Below are 14678 nucleotides of genomic sequence, written 5' to 3'. Positions count from 1 at the left end.
GGCGGCGGGACCTGCCCGACCCGTGGGATCGGCCGAGGAAGTCCCGAGGCTGGCGGCCGGACGCGGTCGGCCGCGTGCGAGAGTGATCCCATGACAGCGATCACGGTGCGTGCCCTCGGGGATGGGGACTGGCAGGTATACCGCGACATCCGGCTCGAGGCGCTGAAGGAGTCCCCGGACGCCTTCGCGGCCTCGGCCGATCAGGAGCAGGGCTTCGACGAGGACCTCTGGCGCAAGCGGGTCACCCGCTCGCGACGTCTCGTGGCCGAGCAGGACGGTGCTCCCGTCGGTGTCGTCTCGGTCGGCTCGGTCGACGAGCAGGAGAGGGTCGTCCAGCTGTTCGGGCTGTGGGTCAGTCCGCAGCTGCGCGGGCAGGGCGTCGCCTGGAAGCTGGTCGAGGCCGGCGTCGAGAACGCCCGCCAGGACGAGCAGAAGTACGTCCTGTACTGGGTGGGCACCGACAACGGCCGGGCGGTCGCGTTCGCGAGCAGCTTCGGTTTCCGCCCGACCGACTCGCGCCGCCCGATGCGCGAGCAGGACGCCTCCGACGACGAGGACGACGACAACCTCGAGATGGCCATGGTCTTCCCCCTGGGCAGCGACCCGGGGGCCGTCCCCAGCTCGGTGCTGTCCTGACCGGGACCGCCTCCGGACCGGTCCGGACGCGGGTCGCCTGGGACCCGCGTCTGACGGGGTACGACTTCGGGCGCGAGCACCCGATGAACCCGTTGCGGCTGGACCTCACGGCACGCCTGGCGAAGGAGCTCGGCGTGCTGGACGCCCCCGGCGTGCAGGTCGTCGCGCCGACGCTGCCGCCCGAGGGCGACGCGTTCCTGGAGACGGTCCACGGCCGTGACTACGTCGACGCGGTACGCCGCGCCTCGGCCGACCCGGCGGCGGCCGACGCCGCGTACGGACTCGGGACCGACGACGACCCCGCCTTCCGCGGGATGCACGACGCGTCCGCGCTCATCGCCGCCGGCACCGTCGAGGTGTGCCGGGCGGTCTGGGAGGGCGAGGCCGACCACGGCGTGAACTTCGCGGGCGGCCTGCACCACGCGATGCCCGGCTCCGCGTCCGGCTTCTGCATCTACAACGACGCGGCGCTGGGCATCCAGTGGTTGCTCGACCACGGCGCCGAGCGCGTCGCGTACGTCGACACCGACGTCCACCACGGCGACGGCGTGGAGCGGGTCTTCTACGACGATCCTCGGGTACTCACGATCTCGCTGCACGAGAGCGGGCGGGTGCTCTTTCCCGGCACCGGGTTCCCGGGGGACTGCGGCGGTGGCGACGCTCGCGGGTACGCCGCCAACGTCGCCCTGCCGCCCGGCACCGGCGACGTGGGCTGGCTGCGGGCGCTGCACGCGGTCGTGCCCGGGCTCGTCCGGGCGTTCCGACCGCAGGTCCTGGTCACCCAGCAGGGTTGCGACGCGCACTACTCCGACCCGCTCGCGCACCTGGCAGTCTCTGTGGACGCGCTGCGCACCGCGTACGCGCTGGTGCACCGCCTCGCCCACGAGGTCGCCGACGGTCGCTGGGTGGCGCTCGGCGGCGGCGGGTACGAGGTCATCGACGTCGTCCCCCGTGCCTGGACCCACCTGATCGCCGAGGCGGCGCACCGGCCGATCGACCTCGCCACCCCGGTTCCGGCCGCTTGGCGGGACCACGTCACCCGGCTGCTCGGACGTCCCGGGCCGCCGCGGATGGGCGACGGCGTCGCCGAGGACGGAGTCGTCTGGTTCCGTTCCTGGGAGACGGGTTTCGACCCCGACAGCCGGGTCGACCAGGCGGTCATGGCGACCCGTGAGGCGGTCTTCCCGGCCCACGGGCTCGACATCTGGCTGGACTGAACGGACCCGATCCGATTCGCCGCTGCACGGCGTGTCGACTGGACGAGCCGCCGGCCAGGCCTTTCCTACCGGAACGATCCGCTCTATCGTGCATTACCTCAGGTGTGCACACGTCCCGGTCATCCCGCGGGTCCCACGTGTCACGCCGCACCGCGCATCAGCTCACCGGAGAGGTCGGGGCAACCCATGGCAGACGAGCGTCGGACCGGTGAGGTGCAGTTCATGACGGTGGCCGAGGTCGCGGCGCTGATGCGCGTCTCGAAGATGACGGTGTACCGCCTCGTCCACCACGGCGACCTGCCCGCGGTGCGGGTCGGACGATCCTTCCGGGTGCCCGAGAAGGCGGTCCACGACTACCTGGAGACCTCCTACATCGAGACGGCCTGAGGTGCCGCCGCGCTGCTCGGTTTGGGTGCCGCCGGTGCCGGACGGTAGTCTTGGCGAGATTGGCTGTGCGTGCCTGGCGCGACGCCATCGCACGTAAGGACCACTCAATCGAGCATCGAAGGACGTTGACGCATGGGTTCCGTCATCAAGAAGCGTCGCAAGCGCATGGCCAAGAAGAAGCACCGCAAGCTGCTGCGCAAGACGCGTCACCAGCGTCGTAACAAGAAGTGACGCGCCGCGGGCCGGCCGATCCGAGCCGCCCCGCGTCACGGAAGGCCCCTGGCGTGCCGTACGAACGGCCCGGGGGCCTTCGTCGTCCCCGGACACCGTGGCGCACCTCACCGCGGGTCCTCTGTTCCGGTCGTGGACGAACCGCAGACAGGTCGCGCGATCCGCATAGGATCGGTCGCGCGGACGAGCGACACGGAAGGTGTGAGCAGTGGCGAGAGTTGTCCTGGTGACCGGTGTCTCCCGACTCGTCGGCGGCCGGACGGCGCGCGACCTCAGCCTCAGCGGCGCGGTCGACCGGGTCATCGCCGTCGACGCCGTGCCGCCCAGCCACTCGCTGGGGCAGGCGCAGTTCGTGCGGGCGGACATCCGCAACCCGATCATCGGCAAGATCATCCGGCAGGAGCAGGTCGACACCGTCGTCCACCTGGGCGTGATCACCACGCCCCGGCAGGCCGGCGGGCGCACGTCCCAGAAGGAGATCAACGTCATCGGGACGATGCAGCTGCTCGCCGCCTGCCAGAAGGCGGACACGCTGCAGCGGCTGGTCGTGAAGTCCTCCAGCTCGGTGTACGGCTCCTCGCCCCGCGACCCGGCGATGTTCACCGAGGACATGCCGGCCCGCAAGGCCCCGACCGTCGGGTTCGCCAAGGACTCCGTCGAGGTCGAGACGTACGTGCGTGGCTTCGCCCGGCGCCGGCCCGACGTCGCGGTCACCATGCTGCGGATGGCGAACGTCGTCGGCCGCGGCCTGCGGACCCCGCTGACCGACTACTTCAGCATGCGCGTGGTCCCGGTCCCGTTCGGCTACGACGGCCGCGTCCAGGTGCTGCACCTGGACGATGCGGTGCGGGCTTGCGTCAGCGGCGCGACGAGCGAGGCCAGCGGCATCGTCAACATCGCCGGCGGTGGTTTCGTGACGGTCAAGCAGGCCGCATGCCTGCTGCGCCGGCCGATCGTCCACGTGCTGCCCTACACCGCGAGCCTGGTGGCGTTCGTGAGCGCCCAGGGACGGATCGGGACGTTCGACGCCGACCAGATGAGCTGGCTGTGCTACGGACGTGGCATGGACACCACCCGCATGCGGGAGCTGCTCGGGTTCGAGCCGGCCTTCACCACGCGTGAGGCGATCCTGGACGTCTTCGCCGACCCGCACCGCACGCCGCAGCACCCACCCCGCGCCACGGTGGCGGGTCCGATCGGAGGGGGAGCATGACACCCAGGGACGGTGACCAGCGCAGCGGCAAGGGCGACGCGGCCTCGAAGCCGGCGCGCCCGGCCGAGATCGCCGCAGCGGCCAAGGCTCGTAAACGCCCGCCTCGCAAGGACATCCGGTCCAAGGCGGCGGACCGGTCGGAGCATCCTGTCTACACCGGCCGCACGCCACCGAGCGAGGACCGGCCGTTGCACGTCGTTCCCGACATCGCCGACACGGCGCTCGCGGACGGCGCGTTGCCCCAGCAGTCGTCGGCCGCCGCGGCGGTTGCGGGCGTCCCGGTCCCCGGCCTCGAGCGGACGGTCGCGATGCTGGTCGGCGCGCTGCGCAGTGCCGGCGCGGCCGCCGGCCTGGAGGGAGACGACCTCGAGCGGCGGGTCGCGCAGACCCTCGGCTTCCTGCGCCGTCGCATCACCGGCGAGTACGACATCGACGAGTTCGGCTTCGACCCCGACTTCACCGAGGAGGTCTGGCTGCCGCTGCTGCGTCCGCTCTACCAGCGGTGGTTCCGCGTCGAGGTCCGCGGCATCGAGAACGTCCCGGCGGACGGGTCCGCCCTGGTCGTGGCCAACCACTCGGGCACGGTGCCGATCGACGGGCTGATGCTGCAGGTGGCGCTGCACGACCAGCACCCGGCGCACCGGCACGTCCGGATGCTCGGGGCCGACCTGGTCTTCCAGTCGCCGGTCGTCGGCGAGCTGGCCCGCCGGGCGGGGACGACGCTGGCGGCCAACCCCGACGCCGAGCGGCTGCTGTCCAACGGTCACCTCGCCGCGGTGTTCCCCGAGGGGTTCAAGGGCGTGGGCAAGCCGTTCAGCGACCGCTACCGGCTGCAGCGGTTCGGCCGGGGCGGGTTCGTCTCGGCGGCGCTGCGGACCGGTGCGCCAATCGTCCCGTGCTCGATCGTCGGGGCGGAGGAGATCTACCCGATGCTCGGCAACCTCAAGAGCCTCGCCCGGGTCCTGGGGTTCCCCTACTTCCCGGTCACGGCGACCTTCCCGTGGCTGGGGCCGCTCGGCATGGTCCCGCTGCCGTCGAAGTGGATCATCGAGTTCGGCGCTCCCATCGACACCGCGACCTTCGGACCGGAGGCGGCCGAGGACCCGATGCTCGTCTTCGACCTCACCGACCAGGTGCGCGAGACCATCCAGCAGACGCTGTACACCTTGCTGCTGCAGCGCCGCTCGGTGTTCTTCTGAGGTCGCCCGTGGGACTCCTGCGCCGCGACCGCTCGCACACGGTGACGCTGATCGGCAAGCCCGGCTGTCACCTGTGCGACGACGCCCGCCAGGTCGTCTCCCGGGTCTGCGACGAGCTCGGCGTCCCGTGGTCGGAGCGCTCGATCCTGGACGACGAGACTCTGCGGGAGCGGTACGCCGAGCAGATCCCGGTCACGCTGGTCGACGACCGCCAGCACGACTACTTCACCGTGGACGAGCAGCGGCTGCGGCGTGCCCTGCGCTGACGCCGCCGCCGACGGCGGCCTATTCCGGACGGACGGCGCTACCACATCGCTCCACTAGCACGTCGAGCGGTCTTGCGCGACTTTGTGCCTGCCTTCACAAGCGCCTAGGCTGAGGGGGTCCCTGAAGGTGAGGCGGCCACGTTTGGTATAGGCCGCCCGCAAGAGAGGAGCGAAGGCGCTCGTGACCGACGCCCCAGCCGCACGCCGGGGGATTCCCGGCGCGACCGTCGCGCGGCTGCCGGTGTACCTGCGCGCCCTCGCCGGCCTGGCCGCCACCGGAGTCGACACCGTCTCCTCCGAGGAGCTGGCCGAGGCCGCCGGCGTCCGCTCCGCCAAGCTCCGCAAGGACCTCTCCTACCTGGGCTCGTACGGCGTCCGTGGGGTCGGGTACGACGTCGTCCGGCTGCGCGAAGAGATCGCCCGCGAGCTGGGCCTGCAGTACGACTGGTCCGTCGCCATCATCGGCATGGGCAACCTCGGCCACGCGCTGGCCGCGTACTCCGGGTTCGCGACCCGCGGCTTCCGCGTCACCTGGCTGGTCGACGAGGACCCGAACCTGGTCGGCAGCCGGATCGCGGGCCTCACCGTCATCGACATGGACGCACTGGCCACCCAGCCTCCGGCGGGTCTGATCGGCGTCATCGCCACGCCCCCGACAGCCGCGCAGTCCGTCGCCGACCGGCTGGTCGAGATGGGTGTGCACTCCATCCTCAACTTCGCCCCGTGCGTGCTCGCCGTCCCCGACGGCGTCGAGGTCCGCAAGGTCGACCTCGCCACGGAGCTGCAGATCCTGGCGTTCCACGAGCAGCACGCCCGCGCCGAGCTCGGCCCCCTGGCCGACCTCGCCGCGGTGGAGGTCGCCGACGCTCGGCAGGAGGCGACGTCGTGAGCATCATCGTCATCGGGCTGTCCCACAAGACGGCGTCCATCGACACCCTGGAGCAGGCGGCCCTCGACGCCCCTGCCCGGGAGACCCTGCTCACCCGCCTCGACGCGGGCGAGCACGTCGGTGAGGCGCTGCTGCTGGACACCTGCAACCGCATCGAGGTGTACGCCGACGCGTACACCTTCCACGGTGCCGTCACCGAGATCGGCGAGGGCCTCGCCGAGGCCACCGGTCTCCCGCTCCGCGAGCTGCGCGAGAATTTGTACGTCCACTACGAGGACCGCGCGGTGGCGCACCTGTTCCAGGTGTCGGCCGGGCTGGACTCCATGGCGGTGGGCGAGAGTCAGATCCTCGGCCAGCTGCGCGAGTCGCTGCGGACCGGCCGGGAGAGCGGCCGCGTCGGGTCGGTCCTGGACGGCCTGGCCCAGCAGGCGCTGCGGGTCGGCAAGCGCGCCCACGCCGAGACCGACATCGACACCGTCAGCCGCTCCCTCGTCGAGCGGGGCGTGCAGCAGGCGGAGGCGCACGTCGGCCCGCTCGCCGCGCAGCGCGTCCTCGTGGTCGGTGCCGGCGCGATGAGCAGCCTCGCCGCGCACACCGTCGCGCGGACCGGCGTGGCCGGGCTCACCGTCATCAACCGCACCTTCGACTCGGCCCGGCGGCTGGCGGACGCCACCGGCGCGAACCCGCTGCCGTGGGACGCCCTGCCGGCCGCCCTCGCCGCCCATGACCTGGTCATCTCCTGCACGGGCTCGGTCGGCCACGTCATCGAGGAGTCGCACCTCCCCGCGGTCCAGCACCGGCAGGCGTTCGTGGACCTCGCGCTGCCGCGCGACGTTGCGCCCGAGGTCGGCGAACGTCCCGAGGTGCAGGTCTTCTCGCTCGCGCACCTGGGCGCCGGCGTCGAGGGATCGGCGGCCGACCAGGTCCGCGCGGTCCGCGACCTGGTCACCGGCGAGGTCGCCGACTACCTGGTGGCTCGCCGGGCGGCATCGGTCGCCCCGACCGTCGCGCTGCTGCGCTCGCGCGCCGCCGACGTCGTCGCCGCCGAGCTGGGCCGGCTCCAGCAGCGGCTGCCGGGTCTGTCCGACGCGGAGCAGGCACAGGTCCAGCTGACCGTGCACCGCGTCGTCGAGAAGCTCCTGCACACCCCGACCGTCCGGGTGAAGCAGCTGGCCGGTGAGGGCCACGACTACACCGCCGCGCTGCGCGAGCTGTTCGACCTCGACGCGCGCCAGACGGCCACCGTGAGCACCCCGCCGCGACCGGAGGGCCTGGAATGACCGCCACCCTGCCTACGACGCTGCGCCTCGGCACCCGCCGCAGCGAGCTCGCGACGACCCAGTCGACCTGGGTCGCCGAGCGGCTCCGGGCGCTCGGGCACCAGGTCGAGCTCGTCGAGATCGTCACCGAGGGCGATGTGAACCGCGCGCCCCTGGCGTCCATGGGCGGTACAGGCGTGTTCGCCGCGGCCATCCGGCAGGCCCTGCTGGCCGACGAGGTCGACGTCGCGGTGCACTCCCTCAAGGACCTGCCGGTCGCTCCCGAGCCCGGCCTGCGCATCGCGGCCATCCCGGTCCGGGAGGACCCCCGTGACGTGCTCGTGGCCCGCGACGACCTGACGCTGGGAGAGATCCCGGCCGGCGGCGTCGTCGGCACCGGCTCGCCGCGGCGCGCCGCGCAGATCGAGGCCCTCGGCCTCGGCGTGCAGGTTCGCGCGATCCGCGGCAACGTCGGCACGCGCATCGGCCTGGTCACCTCGGGGGAGTGCGACGCCGTCGTGCTGGCCCGGGCGGGCCTGGCTCGCCTCGGCCGCCTCGACGAGGCGACCGAGGTCATCGAGCCGGTGCAGATGCTGCCGGCGCCGGGTCAGGGTGCCCTCGCCGTCGAGTGTCGTGAGAGCGACACCGCCCTGATCGAGGCCCTGCAGGCCCTCGACGACGCCGACACCCGAGCGGCCGTGACCGCCGAACGCGCTCTGCTGCAGGCCCTCGAGGCCGGCTGCTCCGCCCCGGTCGGTGCGCTCGCCGAGATCGCCGAGGACGACGACGGCTCGCTCGTCATCTCGTTGCGCGGCTTCGTCGGCACCACCGACGGCAGCCTGGAGCTGCGGCGCTCGCACGTCGGCCCGTACGACCGGCCTGAGGCGGTCGGTCGCGAGCTGGCCCGCGTGATGCTGCAGGACGGCGCCGCCGACGCGATCCGAAAACCCGACGGTCCCCGCACCGCAGCCCCGCAACTCCGCACAGAGACACCCATCGCCACGGAGCGTGAGAAGTGAGCACCACCATCAAGTCCGCCGCCAAGTCCAAGGCTCCGGCGCGCGTCGCCTTCGTCGGCGCGGGCCCGGGCGACCCCGGCCTGCTGACCGTGCGCGCCGTCGACCTGCTGCGTACCGCCGATGTGGTCGTCATCGACCAGATCGCGCGTGAGGAGTTCGTCGCCGGGCTGGTGCGCGAGGACGTCGAGGTCGTCGACGCCGGGCACGGCGAGACCGGCCAGGCCATGACCACCGCGTCGCGCGCCAAGCTGGTGGTGCGCACCGCCAAGGCCGCCGGCAGCAGCGACGGGGACCGCCTCGTCGTGCGCCTGATGGACGGCGACCCGGCGACGTTCAACGGCCTCGCCGAGGAGGCGATGGCGTGCCACAAGGCGGGTATCGCCTTCGAGTTCGTCCCCGGCGTGAGCGCCGTCGGTGCGGTCCCGGCGTACGCCGGTGTGCCGCTGACGACGTCCTCGTCGCGGTCGGTGCACGTGATCCCGGCCCGCGAGACGAAGGTCGACTGGAGCCGGTCGGTGGACCCCGAGACGACCGTCGTCGTGCTGGGCGCCCCCGAGACCCTGGCGCCGGCGCTGGCGAAGCTGCTGGACGCCGGGCGCGACCCGCAGACGCCCGTGGCGCTGACCGCCCAGGGCACCACCATCCAGCAGTCCACCCGGACCACGACGCTCGGCGAGGTCGTCGACGTCCTCGGCCGCGGCACGGTGCCGTTCCCGACGCTGGCCGTCGTGGGTGCGCCCGTCGCGCTGCGCGAGCAGCTGTCCTGGTGGGAGACCAAGCCGCTGTACGGCTGGAACATCCTGGTGCCGCGCACTAAGGACCAGGCGGGTTCGATGACCCAGCGCCTGGGCACCTACGGCGCGTCCAGCGATGTCGTCCCGACCATCAGCGTCGAGCCCCCGCGTACGCCCCAGCAGATGGAGCGGGCGATCAAGGGCCTGGTCACCGGCCGCTACGAGTGGATCGGGTTCACCTCGGCCAACGCTGTGCGCGCGGTACGCGAGAAGTTCGTCGAGTACGGCCTGGACGTGCGTGCTTTCGCCGGGCTGAAGATCGCCGCGGTCGGCGGCGTCACCGCCGACGCGCTGCGCGAGTGGGGTCTGGAGCCCGACCTCGTGCCGAGCGGTGAGCAGTCGGCCCACGGCCTGCTGGAGGACTGGCCGGACTTCGACGAGCTGGTCGACCCGATCAACCGGGTGTTCCTGCCGCGGGCGGACATCGCGACCGACACCCTCGTCGCCGGCCTGCAGGAGATGGGCTGGGAGGTCGACGACGTGACCGCGTACCGCACGGTCCGCGCCGCGCCGCCGGCACCAGAGATCCGGGAGGCGATCAAGAGCGGCCGGTTCGACGCGGTGTGCTTCACCTCCTCCTCGACGGTGCGCAACCTGGTCGGCATCGCGGGCAAGCCGCACGCCTCGACCGTCGTCGCGTGCATCGGCCCGGCGACGGCCAAGACCGCCGAGGAGCACGGCCTGCGCGTCGACGTCCTCGCGAGTGAGGCGTCCGCGGACGCGCTGGTCGACGCCCTCGCCGACTTCGGACGCGGGCTCGCGCTCGCGGCGGCCGAGGCCGGTGAGCCGCTGCGTCGCCCGAGCGAGAAGAAGAAGTCGACCACCCGACGGAAGGTCAAGGCATGACCGACGAGCGTCGCTCGTCCCGCCGCCGCAGCGCCGCTCCGGAGCTGTCCCTGCCGCTGCGCCCGCGTCGGCTGCGCCGTACGGCCGCGGTTCGCCGCCTCGTCGGCGAGACCCGGCTGCACCCGGCCGAGCTCGTCCTGCCGATGTTCGTCCGGGAGGGCATCGCGGAGCCGGTCGCCGTCGAGGCGATGCCGGGTGTCGTGCAGCACACGCTGGACACCCTCGAGGTCGCGGCCAAGGAGGCCGTCGAGGCCGGCGTGGGCGGCATCATGCTGTACGGCGTCCCGGTCGAGAAGGACGAGACCGGTTCGGGCGCGACCGACCCCGACGGCATCCTCAACGTCGCGCTGCGCCGGCTGCGGGACGCGCTGGGTGACGAGACGGTCCTGATGGCCGACCTGTGCCTGGACGAGTTCACCTCGCACGGTCACTGCGGCGTCCTGGCCGAGGACGGCAGCGTCGACAACGACGCGACCCTGCGGCGGTACGCCGAGATGGCGGTCGTGCAGGCCGAGTCCGGGGCTCACGTGGTCGGGCTCTCGGGGATGATGGACGGCCAGGTCGCGGTCTGCCGCGAGGCCCTGGACGCCGCCGGTCACACCGACACGGTGATCCTCGCGTACGCCGCGAAGTACGCCTCCGCGCTGTACGGACCCTTCCGTGAGGCGGTCGCCTCCAGCCTGCAGGGTGACCGGGCGACCTACCAGCAGGACCCCGCGAACGCCGTCGAGGCGCTGCGCGAGGTCCGGCTGGACCTCGCCGAGGGCGCCGACATCGTGATGGTCAAGCCCGCGCTGGCGTACCTGGACGTGCTGAGCGCGGTCGCGGCCGAGTCGGACGTCCCCGTCGCCGCGTACCAGGTGTCCGGCGAGATGGCGATGGTCGAGGCGGCGGCCGCGAACGGCTGGATCGACCGGGACCGGATGATCCACGAGTCGCTCGTGTCGATCCGGCGGGCCGGCGCGCAGATCATCCTCACCTACTGGGCCACCGAGGTCGCTCGCTCACTGCGCGGCTGACCACCACGGACGGGCGCGGGGTGAGTCACCACGCGATTACCGATACCGTGGGAGGAGGACCAGACCGGTCCGCCCGTGATCGAGGAGTGAGATGCCGAGCCCGAGTGTGGGTCGACAGCGTGTGACCGGTCGAGCGGTGCGTTGCGCGCTGGCGACCGGTGCAGTGCTGAGCCTGCTTCCGACTGCGGGTGCGGCCATCGCCTCCCCGACGCCCTCGCCCGAGGTGCTTTCACCGCCCCGCGTGGTGACGCAGGCCATGCCGGTCTCGCGCACCCAGGCCGTGGTCACGGTCGACACCCCGGACGTGGACCGGCTGGGCGCCCGCGACGTCCTGGTGACCGGACCCGACGGATCGCTCCTCGGCGTGGGCACGCTCACCGCGGGCGGCAAGGCGGTCGTCCCCGTCACGGTGAAGCCGTCCAGCACGATGCGGGTCAACGTCACCATCCCGGGCGCGGACATCTCGCGGTCGGTGGTCACATCGACGAGCCCATCCTCCCTCGACACCTCGCTGTGGCGCGTGGTCAACAAGGTCACCCCGATCGGCACGTACGCGCCCCGGACGCTGCGGACCAGCGCCGGTGTGCAGGTCGACGTGCGGGCGGCGGCGCCGATGGCGCGGCTGATCGCGGACGCCGGGCGCGCCGGGGTGCGGATCTACGCCTCGAACGGTTACCGGGCCTACGGCTGGCAGCAGGGCCTGTACGGCTCGTACGTGCGACGGGACGGCGCGCTCGCAGCGGACACCTACTCCGCGCGACCCGGGTACAGCGAGCACCAGACCGGCCTGGCCTTCGACGCCAAGAACCGTGACGAGCGCTGCTCGCTCGAGCCGTGCTTCGGCGCGACGCCCGGCGGTCGGTGGCTGGCCGAGCACGCCGCGGCGTACGGCTTCGTGGTGCGTTACACCGCCCAGAACTCCGTCATCACCGGCTACTCGCCCGAGCCGTGGCACCTGCGGTACGTCGGCCCGTGGCTGACCGCGTACCTGAAGGAGTCCGGCGAGCAGTCGCTCGAGGTCGCGCTCGGCATGCCGGCAGCGCCGGACTACATCGGTCCGAACACCTTCCCCGGCGCCGAGTAACCCCTCGAGCAGGGCAGCGCCCGGCCCAGCGCACGAGAAAGGGGCGGTACGTCGATCGACGTACCGCCCCTTGACTCTGCTCGGGAGGTCGGGTCAGGCGCTCTTGACGAACTCGACGTCGAGCTCGATCTTGATCTTGTCGCTGACGACCGCGCCGCCACCCTCGGTGGTGGCGTTGAACTGGACGCCGAAGTCCTTACGGTTGATCTGCGTGGTGGCCTCGAAGCCCGCACGGGTGCCCATGTTCGGGTCGTTGACGGTGCCGCCGTACTCCACGTCGAAGGTGACCGGCTGGGTGATACCGCGCAGGGTCAGCTCGCCCTCGACGGTGTCCGCAGTGATCTTGGTGGAGCGGAAGGTCATCGTCGGGTGGTTGGCGACGTCGAAGAAGTCGTTGGTGCGCAGGTGGCCGTCACGCTGCTCGTTGCGCGTGTCGATGGACTCCATCTGGACGGTCGCGGTGACCGAGGTGCTCTCGAGGTCCTCGCCGACGACGGCGGTGCCCTCGAACTCGTTGAACTTGCCTCGCACCTTGGACACCATCAGGTGCCGGGCGGTGAAGCCGAGGGTGGTGTGGGCCGGGTCGATGGTCCAGGTGCCGGGGGTGAGGTCGGGGTGCAGCGTGGTCATGGTTGCTCCTTCTCGGTGCTGAGTCGGTGGGCTCATCGTAGCGAACATCTAATTGAAAATTCAACTGTGTGCGCCTATTCCGTCTGGCTATGATCAACCGTGATGAGTACGACGCCGGAGCCTGAGTGGCTCACCGACGATGAGCAGCGGGCCTGGCGCGCCTACCTTCGCGCGACCCGGCAGCTGGAGGTCGCCCTCGACCGCGACCTGCAGGCCCACGGCCTGTCGCTGGCGGAGTACGAGATCATCTCGATGGTGTCCGAGGCGCCCGGACGTCGGTTGCGGATGAGCTACCTCGCCGACATGGTCGTGCAGTCCCGCAGCCGGATGACGCACACGGCCAAGCGGCTCGAGGCACGCGGGTGGGTGGAGCGCCGGCCGGTCCTGGACGACCGCCGCGGCGTCGAGCTGGTCCTCACCGACGAGGGCTGGGCGGCGCTGGACAAGGCCAGCCGCGTCCACGTCGAGGGAGTCCGGGAGCACCTGGTCTCCGTGCTGTCGCCGGAGGAGTTCCTGGCCCTCGGGTCGGCCCTGGCGCGGGTGAGCGCCGGTCTGACCGGGCAGCCCGGGATCCCCGTCAGCTCGCTGTGACGCACCCGGGGCGCGCGACCGCAACCCGGACTTGCGACAATGGAGGACATGGCGTCCTCGTCCACTACATCTCGTAGTACTTCTGCTTCGACCGCGCGTTCGGCAGCGCTGATGGAGCATGCTCGCACCGTCACCCCCGGCGGGGTCAACAGCCCGGTCCGCGCGTTCCGCGCCGTCGGCGGCACGCCACGGTTCATCGCCTCCGCGCAGGGGCCCTGGCTCACCGACGTCGACGGCAACCGGTACGTCGACCTGATCTGCTCGTGGGGCCCGATGATCCTCGGGCACCGGCACCCGGACGTGCTCGCAGCGGTGGGCGCCGCGGCGGAGCGCGGGTTCTCCTTCGGCACGCCCAGCGAGAACGAGGTGGCGCTCGCGACCGAGATCGTCGGGCGCGTCGAGCCGCTGGAGCAGGTCCGCCTGGTCAGCTCGGGCACGGAAGCGACCATGAGCGCCCTCCGGCTGGCGCGAGGTGCGACCGGGCGGTCCAAGGTCGTGAAGTTCGCCGGCTGCTACCACGGACACGTCGACGCACTCCTCGCCAGCGCGGGCAGCGGCCTCGCGACGTTCGCGCTACCGGGCTCGGCCGGCGTCCCGGCCTCCAGCGCGGGGGAGACGATCGTCCTGCCGTACAACGACGTCGCGGCCCTCGAGGCGGCCTTCGCCGAGCACGGCGAGGAGATCGCCTGCCTCATCACCGAGGCGTCGCCCGGCAACATGGGCGTCGTACCCCCGGCGCCGGGCTTCACGCAGGCGCTGCGCCGCATCACCCGCGAGCACGGCGCCCTGCTGATCAGCGACGAGGTCATGACCGGCTTCCGCTGCTCGGCCTCCGGCTGGTACGGCGTGGAGGGTCCGTACGACGAGGGCGCTCCCGACCTGTTCACCTTCGGCAAGGTGATGGGTGGCGGCTTCCCCGCGGCGGCCTTCGGCGGCCGCGCCGAGCTGATGGGCCTGCTCTCGCCGGACGGGCCGGTCTACCAGGCCGGCACCCTGTCCGGGAATCCCGTCGCCACCGCCGCCGGCCTCGCGACGCTGCGCGGCTGCACGCCGCAGGTGTACGACCACCTGGACCGCGTCGCGCACACCATCGCCGACGCGGCGCACGACGCGCTGTCGGCCGCCGGTGTGCCGCACACCGTGCAGTGGGCCGGCTCGATGTTCAGCGTGTTCTTCCGGGAGGGTGAGGTCCGCGCGTACGACGACGCGAAGGACCAGGACACCGAGGCGTTCAGCCGCTTCTTCCAGGCGATGCTCGACCAGGGCGTCCATCTGCCGCCGAGCGCGTTCGAGGCGTGGTTCGTCAGCGCGTCGCACGACGACGAGGCCGTCGAGGCGGTACTCGCTGCCCTGCCGATCGCTGCCAGGGCGGCCTCAGGTTCGGGTGGGACGATCTGA

Annotated in this window: 16 protein-coding genes; 15 read left to right on the top strand and 1 reads right to left on the bottom strand. The window is 72.1% G+C overall.

The genetic code is table 11. From position 1 onward, the window contains the following. Positions 1-90: 90 nt before the first annotated feature. From P4R38_RS10420 to P4R38_RS10360, 13 genes are all read left to right on the top strand, one after another. Positions 91-636 carry a GNAT family N-acetyltransferase gene (locus P4R38_RS10420; RefSeq protein ID WP_275237486.1) on the top strand — a complete coding sequence of 182 codons (546 nt, stop codon included), beginning with the start codon at positions 91-93 and terminating at the stop codon, positions 634-636. A gap of 83 nt (positions 637-719) precedes the next feature. Then, positions 720-1853 (top strand): acetoin utilization protein AcuC, encoded by a 1134-nt coding sequence (locus tag P4R38_RS10415; protein ID WP_277192076.1) that lies wholly within the window; start codon positions 720-722, stop codon positions 1851-1853. Positions 1854-2039: 186 nt separating this feature from the next. Then, complete coding sequence (locus P4R38_RS10410; protein ID WP_275237488.1) at positions 2040-2240, top strand: helix-turn-helix domain-containing protein; 201 nt, start codon at positions 2040-2042, stop codon at positions 2238-2240. A gap of 132 nt (positions 2241-2372) precedes the next feature. Then, the gene (locus tag P4R38_RS10405) at positions 2373-2471 is read left to right on the top strand and encodes a 30S ribosomal protein bS22 (protein WP_003792170.1); all 99 of its coding nucleotides are present in this window, start codon (positions 2373-2375) and stop codon (positions 2469-2471) included. A 208-nt stretch (positions 2472-2679) separates the two neighbouring features. After that, positions 2680-3684 (top strand): NAD-dependent epimerase/dehydratase family protein, encoded by a 1005-nt coding sequence (locus P4R38_RS10400; RefSeq protein WP_277192075.1) that lies wholly within the window; start codon positions 2680-2682, stop codon positions 3682-3684. Then, positions 3681-4883, top strand: coding sequence for a lysophospholipid acyltransferase family protein (locus tag P4R38_RS10395; RefSeq protein ID WP_277192074.1), 1203 nt, complete (start codon positions 3681-3683; stop codon positions 4881-4883). Before P4R38_RS10400 ends, P4R38_RS10395 begins: the two co-directional genes overlap by 4 nt. 8 nt (positions 4884-4891) lie before the next feature. Further along, the gene (locus P4R38_RS10390) at positions 4892-5149 is read left to right on the top strand and encodes a glutaredoxin family protein (protein ID WP_277192073.1); all 258 of its coding nucleotides are present in this window, start codon (positions 4892-4894) and stop codon (positions 5147-5149) included. A gap of 181 nt (positions 5150-5330) precedes the next feature. Further along, positions 5331-6038, top strand: coding sequence for a redox-sensing transcriptional repressor Rex (locus tag P4R38_RS10385; RefSeq protein WP_277192072.1), 708 nt, complete (start codon positions 5331-5333; stop codon positions 6036-6038). Further along, positions 6035-7318 carry a glutamyl-tRNA reductase gene (locus tag P4R38_RS10380; protein WP_277192071.1) on the top strand — a complete coding sequence of 428 codons (1284 nt, stop codon included), beginning with the start codon at positions 6035-6037 and terminating at the stop codon, positions 7316-7318. Before P4R38_RS10385 ends, P4R38_RS10380 begins: the two co-directional genes overlap by 4 nt. Beyond that, positions 7315-8316, top strand: a complete 1002-nt coding sequence (gene hemC / locus P4R38_RS10375; RefSeq protein ID WP_277192070.1) for a hydroxymethylbilane synthase — start codon at positions 7315-7317, stop codon at positions 8314-8316. Before P4R38_RS10380 ends, hemC begins: the two co-directional genes overlap by 4 nt. Then, on the top strand, positions 8313-9956 hold the full coding sequence (locus P4R38_RS10370) for a bifunctional uroporphyrinogen-III C-methyltransferase/uroporphyrinogen-III synthase (protein ID WP_277192069.1): 1644 nt from the start codon (positions 8313-8315) through the stop codon (positions 9954-9956). The genes hemC and P4R38_RS10370 overlap by 4 nt, the downstream gene beginning before the upstream one ends. Beyond that, positions 9953-10975, top strand: coding sequence for a porphobilinogen synthase (gene hemB / locus P4R38_RS10365; RefSeq protein ID WP_275237496.1), 1023 nt, complete (start codon positions 9953-9955; stop codon positions 10973-10975). Before P4R38_RS10370 ends, hemB begins: the two co-directional genes overlap by 4 nt. Before the next feature lie 241 nt (positions 10976-11216). Continuing rightward, on the top strand, positions 11217-12059 hold the full coding sequence (locus P4R38_RS10360; protein ID WP_275237497.1) for a M15 family metallopeptidase: 843 nt from the start codon (positions 11217-11219) through the stop codon (positions 12057-12059). Positions 12060-12152: 93 nt separating this feature from the next. Here P4R38_RS10360 and P4R38_RS10355 read toward each other — a convergent pair whose 3' ends face one another. Beyond that, entirely contained in the window at positions 12153-12689 is a 537-nt protein-coding gene (locus P4R38_RS10355; protein ID WP_275237498.1) for a YceI family protein, read from the bottom strand. Between the two features lie 102 nt (positions 12690-12791). Between P4R38_RS10355 and P4R38_RS10350 the strand changes: the two genes are divergently transcribed. Then, positions 12792-13280, top strand: coding sequence for a MarR family winged helix-turn-helix transcriptional regulator (locus P4R38_RS10350; RefSeq protein WP_275237499.1), 489 nt, complete (start codon positions 12792-12794; stop codon positions 13278-13280). A gap of 48 nt (positions 13281-13328) precedes the next feature. Then, positions 13329-14678 carry a glutamate-1-semialdehyde 2,1-aminomutase gene (hemL, locus tag P4R38_RS10345; RefSeq protein WP_277192068.1) on the top strand — a complete coding sequence of 450 codons (1350 nt, stop codon included), beginning with the start codon at positions 13329-13331 and terminating at the stop codon, positions 14676-14678.

It is taken from the genome of Luteipulveratus flavus, from assembly GCF_029439465.1.
Classification (GTDB): domain Bacteria; phylum Actinomycetota; class Actinomycetes; order Actinomycetales; family Dermatophilaceae; genus Luteipulveratus; species Luteipulveratus flavus.
Note: the sequence above shows the minus strand (reverse complement) of the source record. Positions and strands in the feature narration are given on the sequence as shown.

What these genes read in the sequence shown, in the direction of transcription:
- P4R38_RS10420 (WP_275237486.1), top strand. Translation starts at nt 91, where the DNA reads ATGACAGCGATCACGGTGCGTGCCCTCGGGGATGGGGACTGGCAGGTA.
- P4R38_RS10350 (WP_275237499.1), top strand. Translation starts at nt 12,792, where the DNA reads ATGAGTACGACGCCGGAGCCTGAGTGGCTCACCGACGATGAGCAGCGG.
- hemL (WP_277192068.1), top strand. Translation starts at nt 13,329, where the DNA reads ATGGCGTCCTCGTCCACTACATCTCGTAGTACTTCTGCTTCGACCGCG.
- hemB (WP_275237496.1), top strand. Translation starts at nt 9,953, where the DNA reads ATGACCGACGAGCGTCGCTCGTCCCGCCGCCGCAGCGCCGCTCCGGAG.
- P4R38_RS10405 (WP_003792170.1), top strand. Translation starts at nt 2,373, where the DNA reads ATGGGTTCCGTCATCAAGAAGCGTCGCAAGCGCATGGCCAAGAAGAAG.
- P4R38_RS10395 (WP_277192074.1), top strand. Translation starts at nt 3,681, where the DNA reads ATGACACCCAGGGACGGTGACCAGCGCAGCGGCAAGGGCGACGCGGCC.
- P4R38_RS10355 (WP_275237498.1), bottom strand. Translation starts at nt 12,689, where the DNA reads ATGACCACGCTGCACCCCGACCTCACCCCCGGCACCTGGACCATCGAC.
- P4R38_RS10415 (WP_277192076.1), top strand. Translation starts at nt 720, where the DNA reads ATGAACCCGTTGCGGCTGGACCTCACGGCACGCCTGGCGAAGGAGCTC.
- hemC (WP_277192070.1), top strand. Translation starts at nt 7,315, where the DNA reads ATGACCGCCACCCTGCCTACGACGCTGCGCCTCGGCACCCGCCGCAGC.
- P4R38_RS10410 (WP_275237488.1), top strand. Translation starts at nt 2,040, where the DNA reads ATGGCAGACGAGCGTCGGACCGGTGAGGTGCAGTTCATGACGGTGGCC.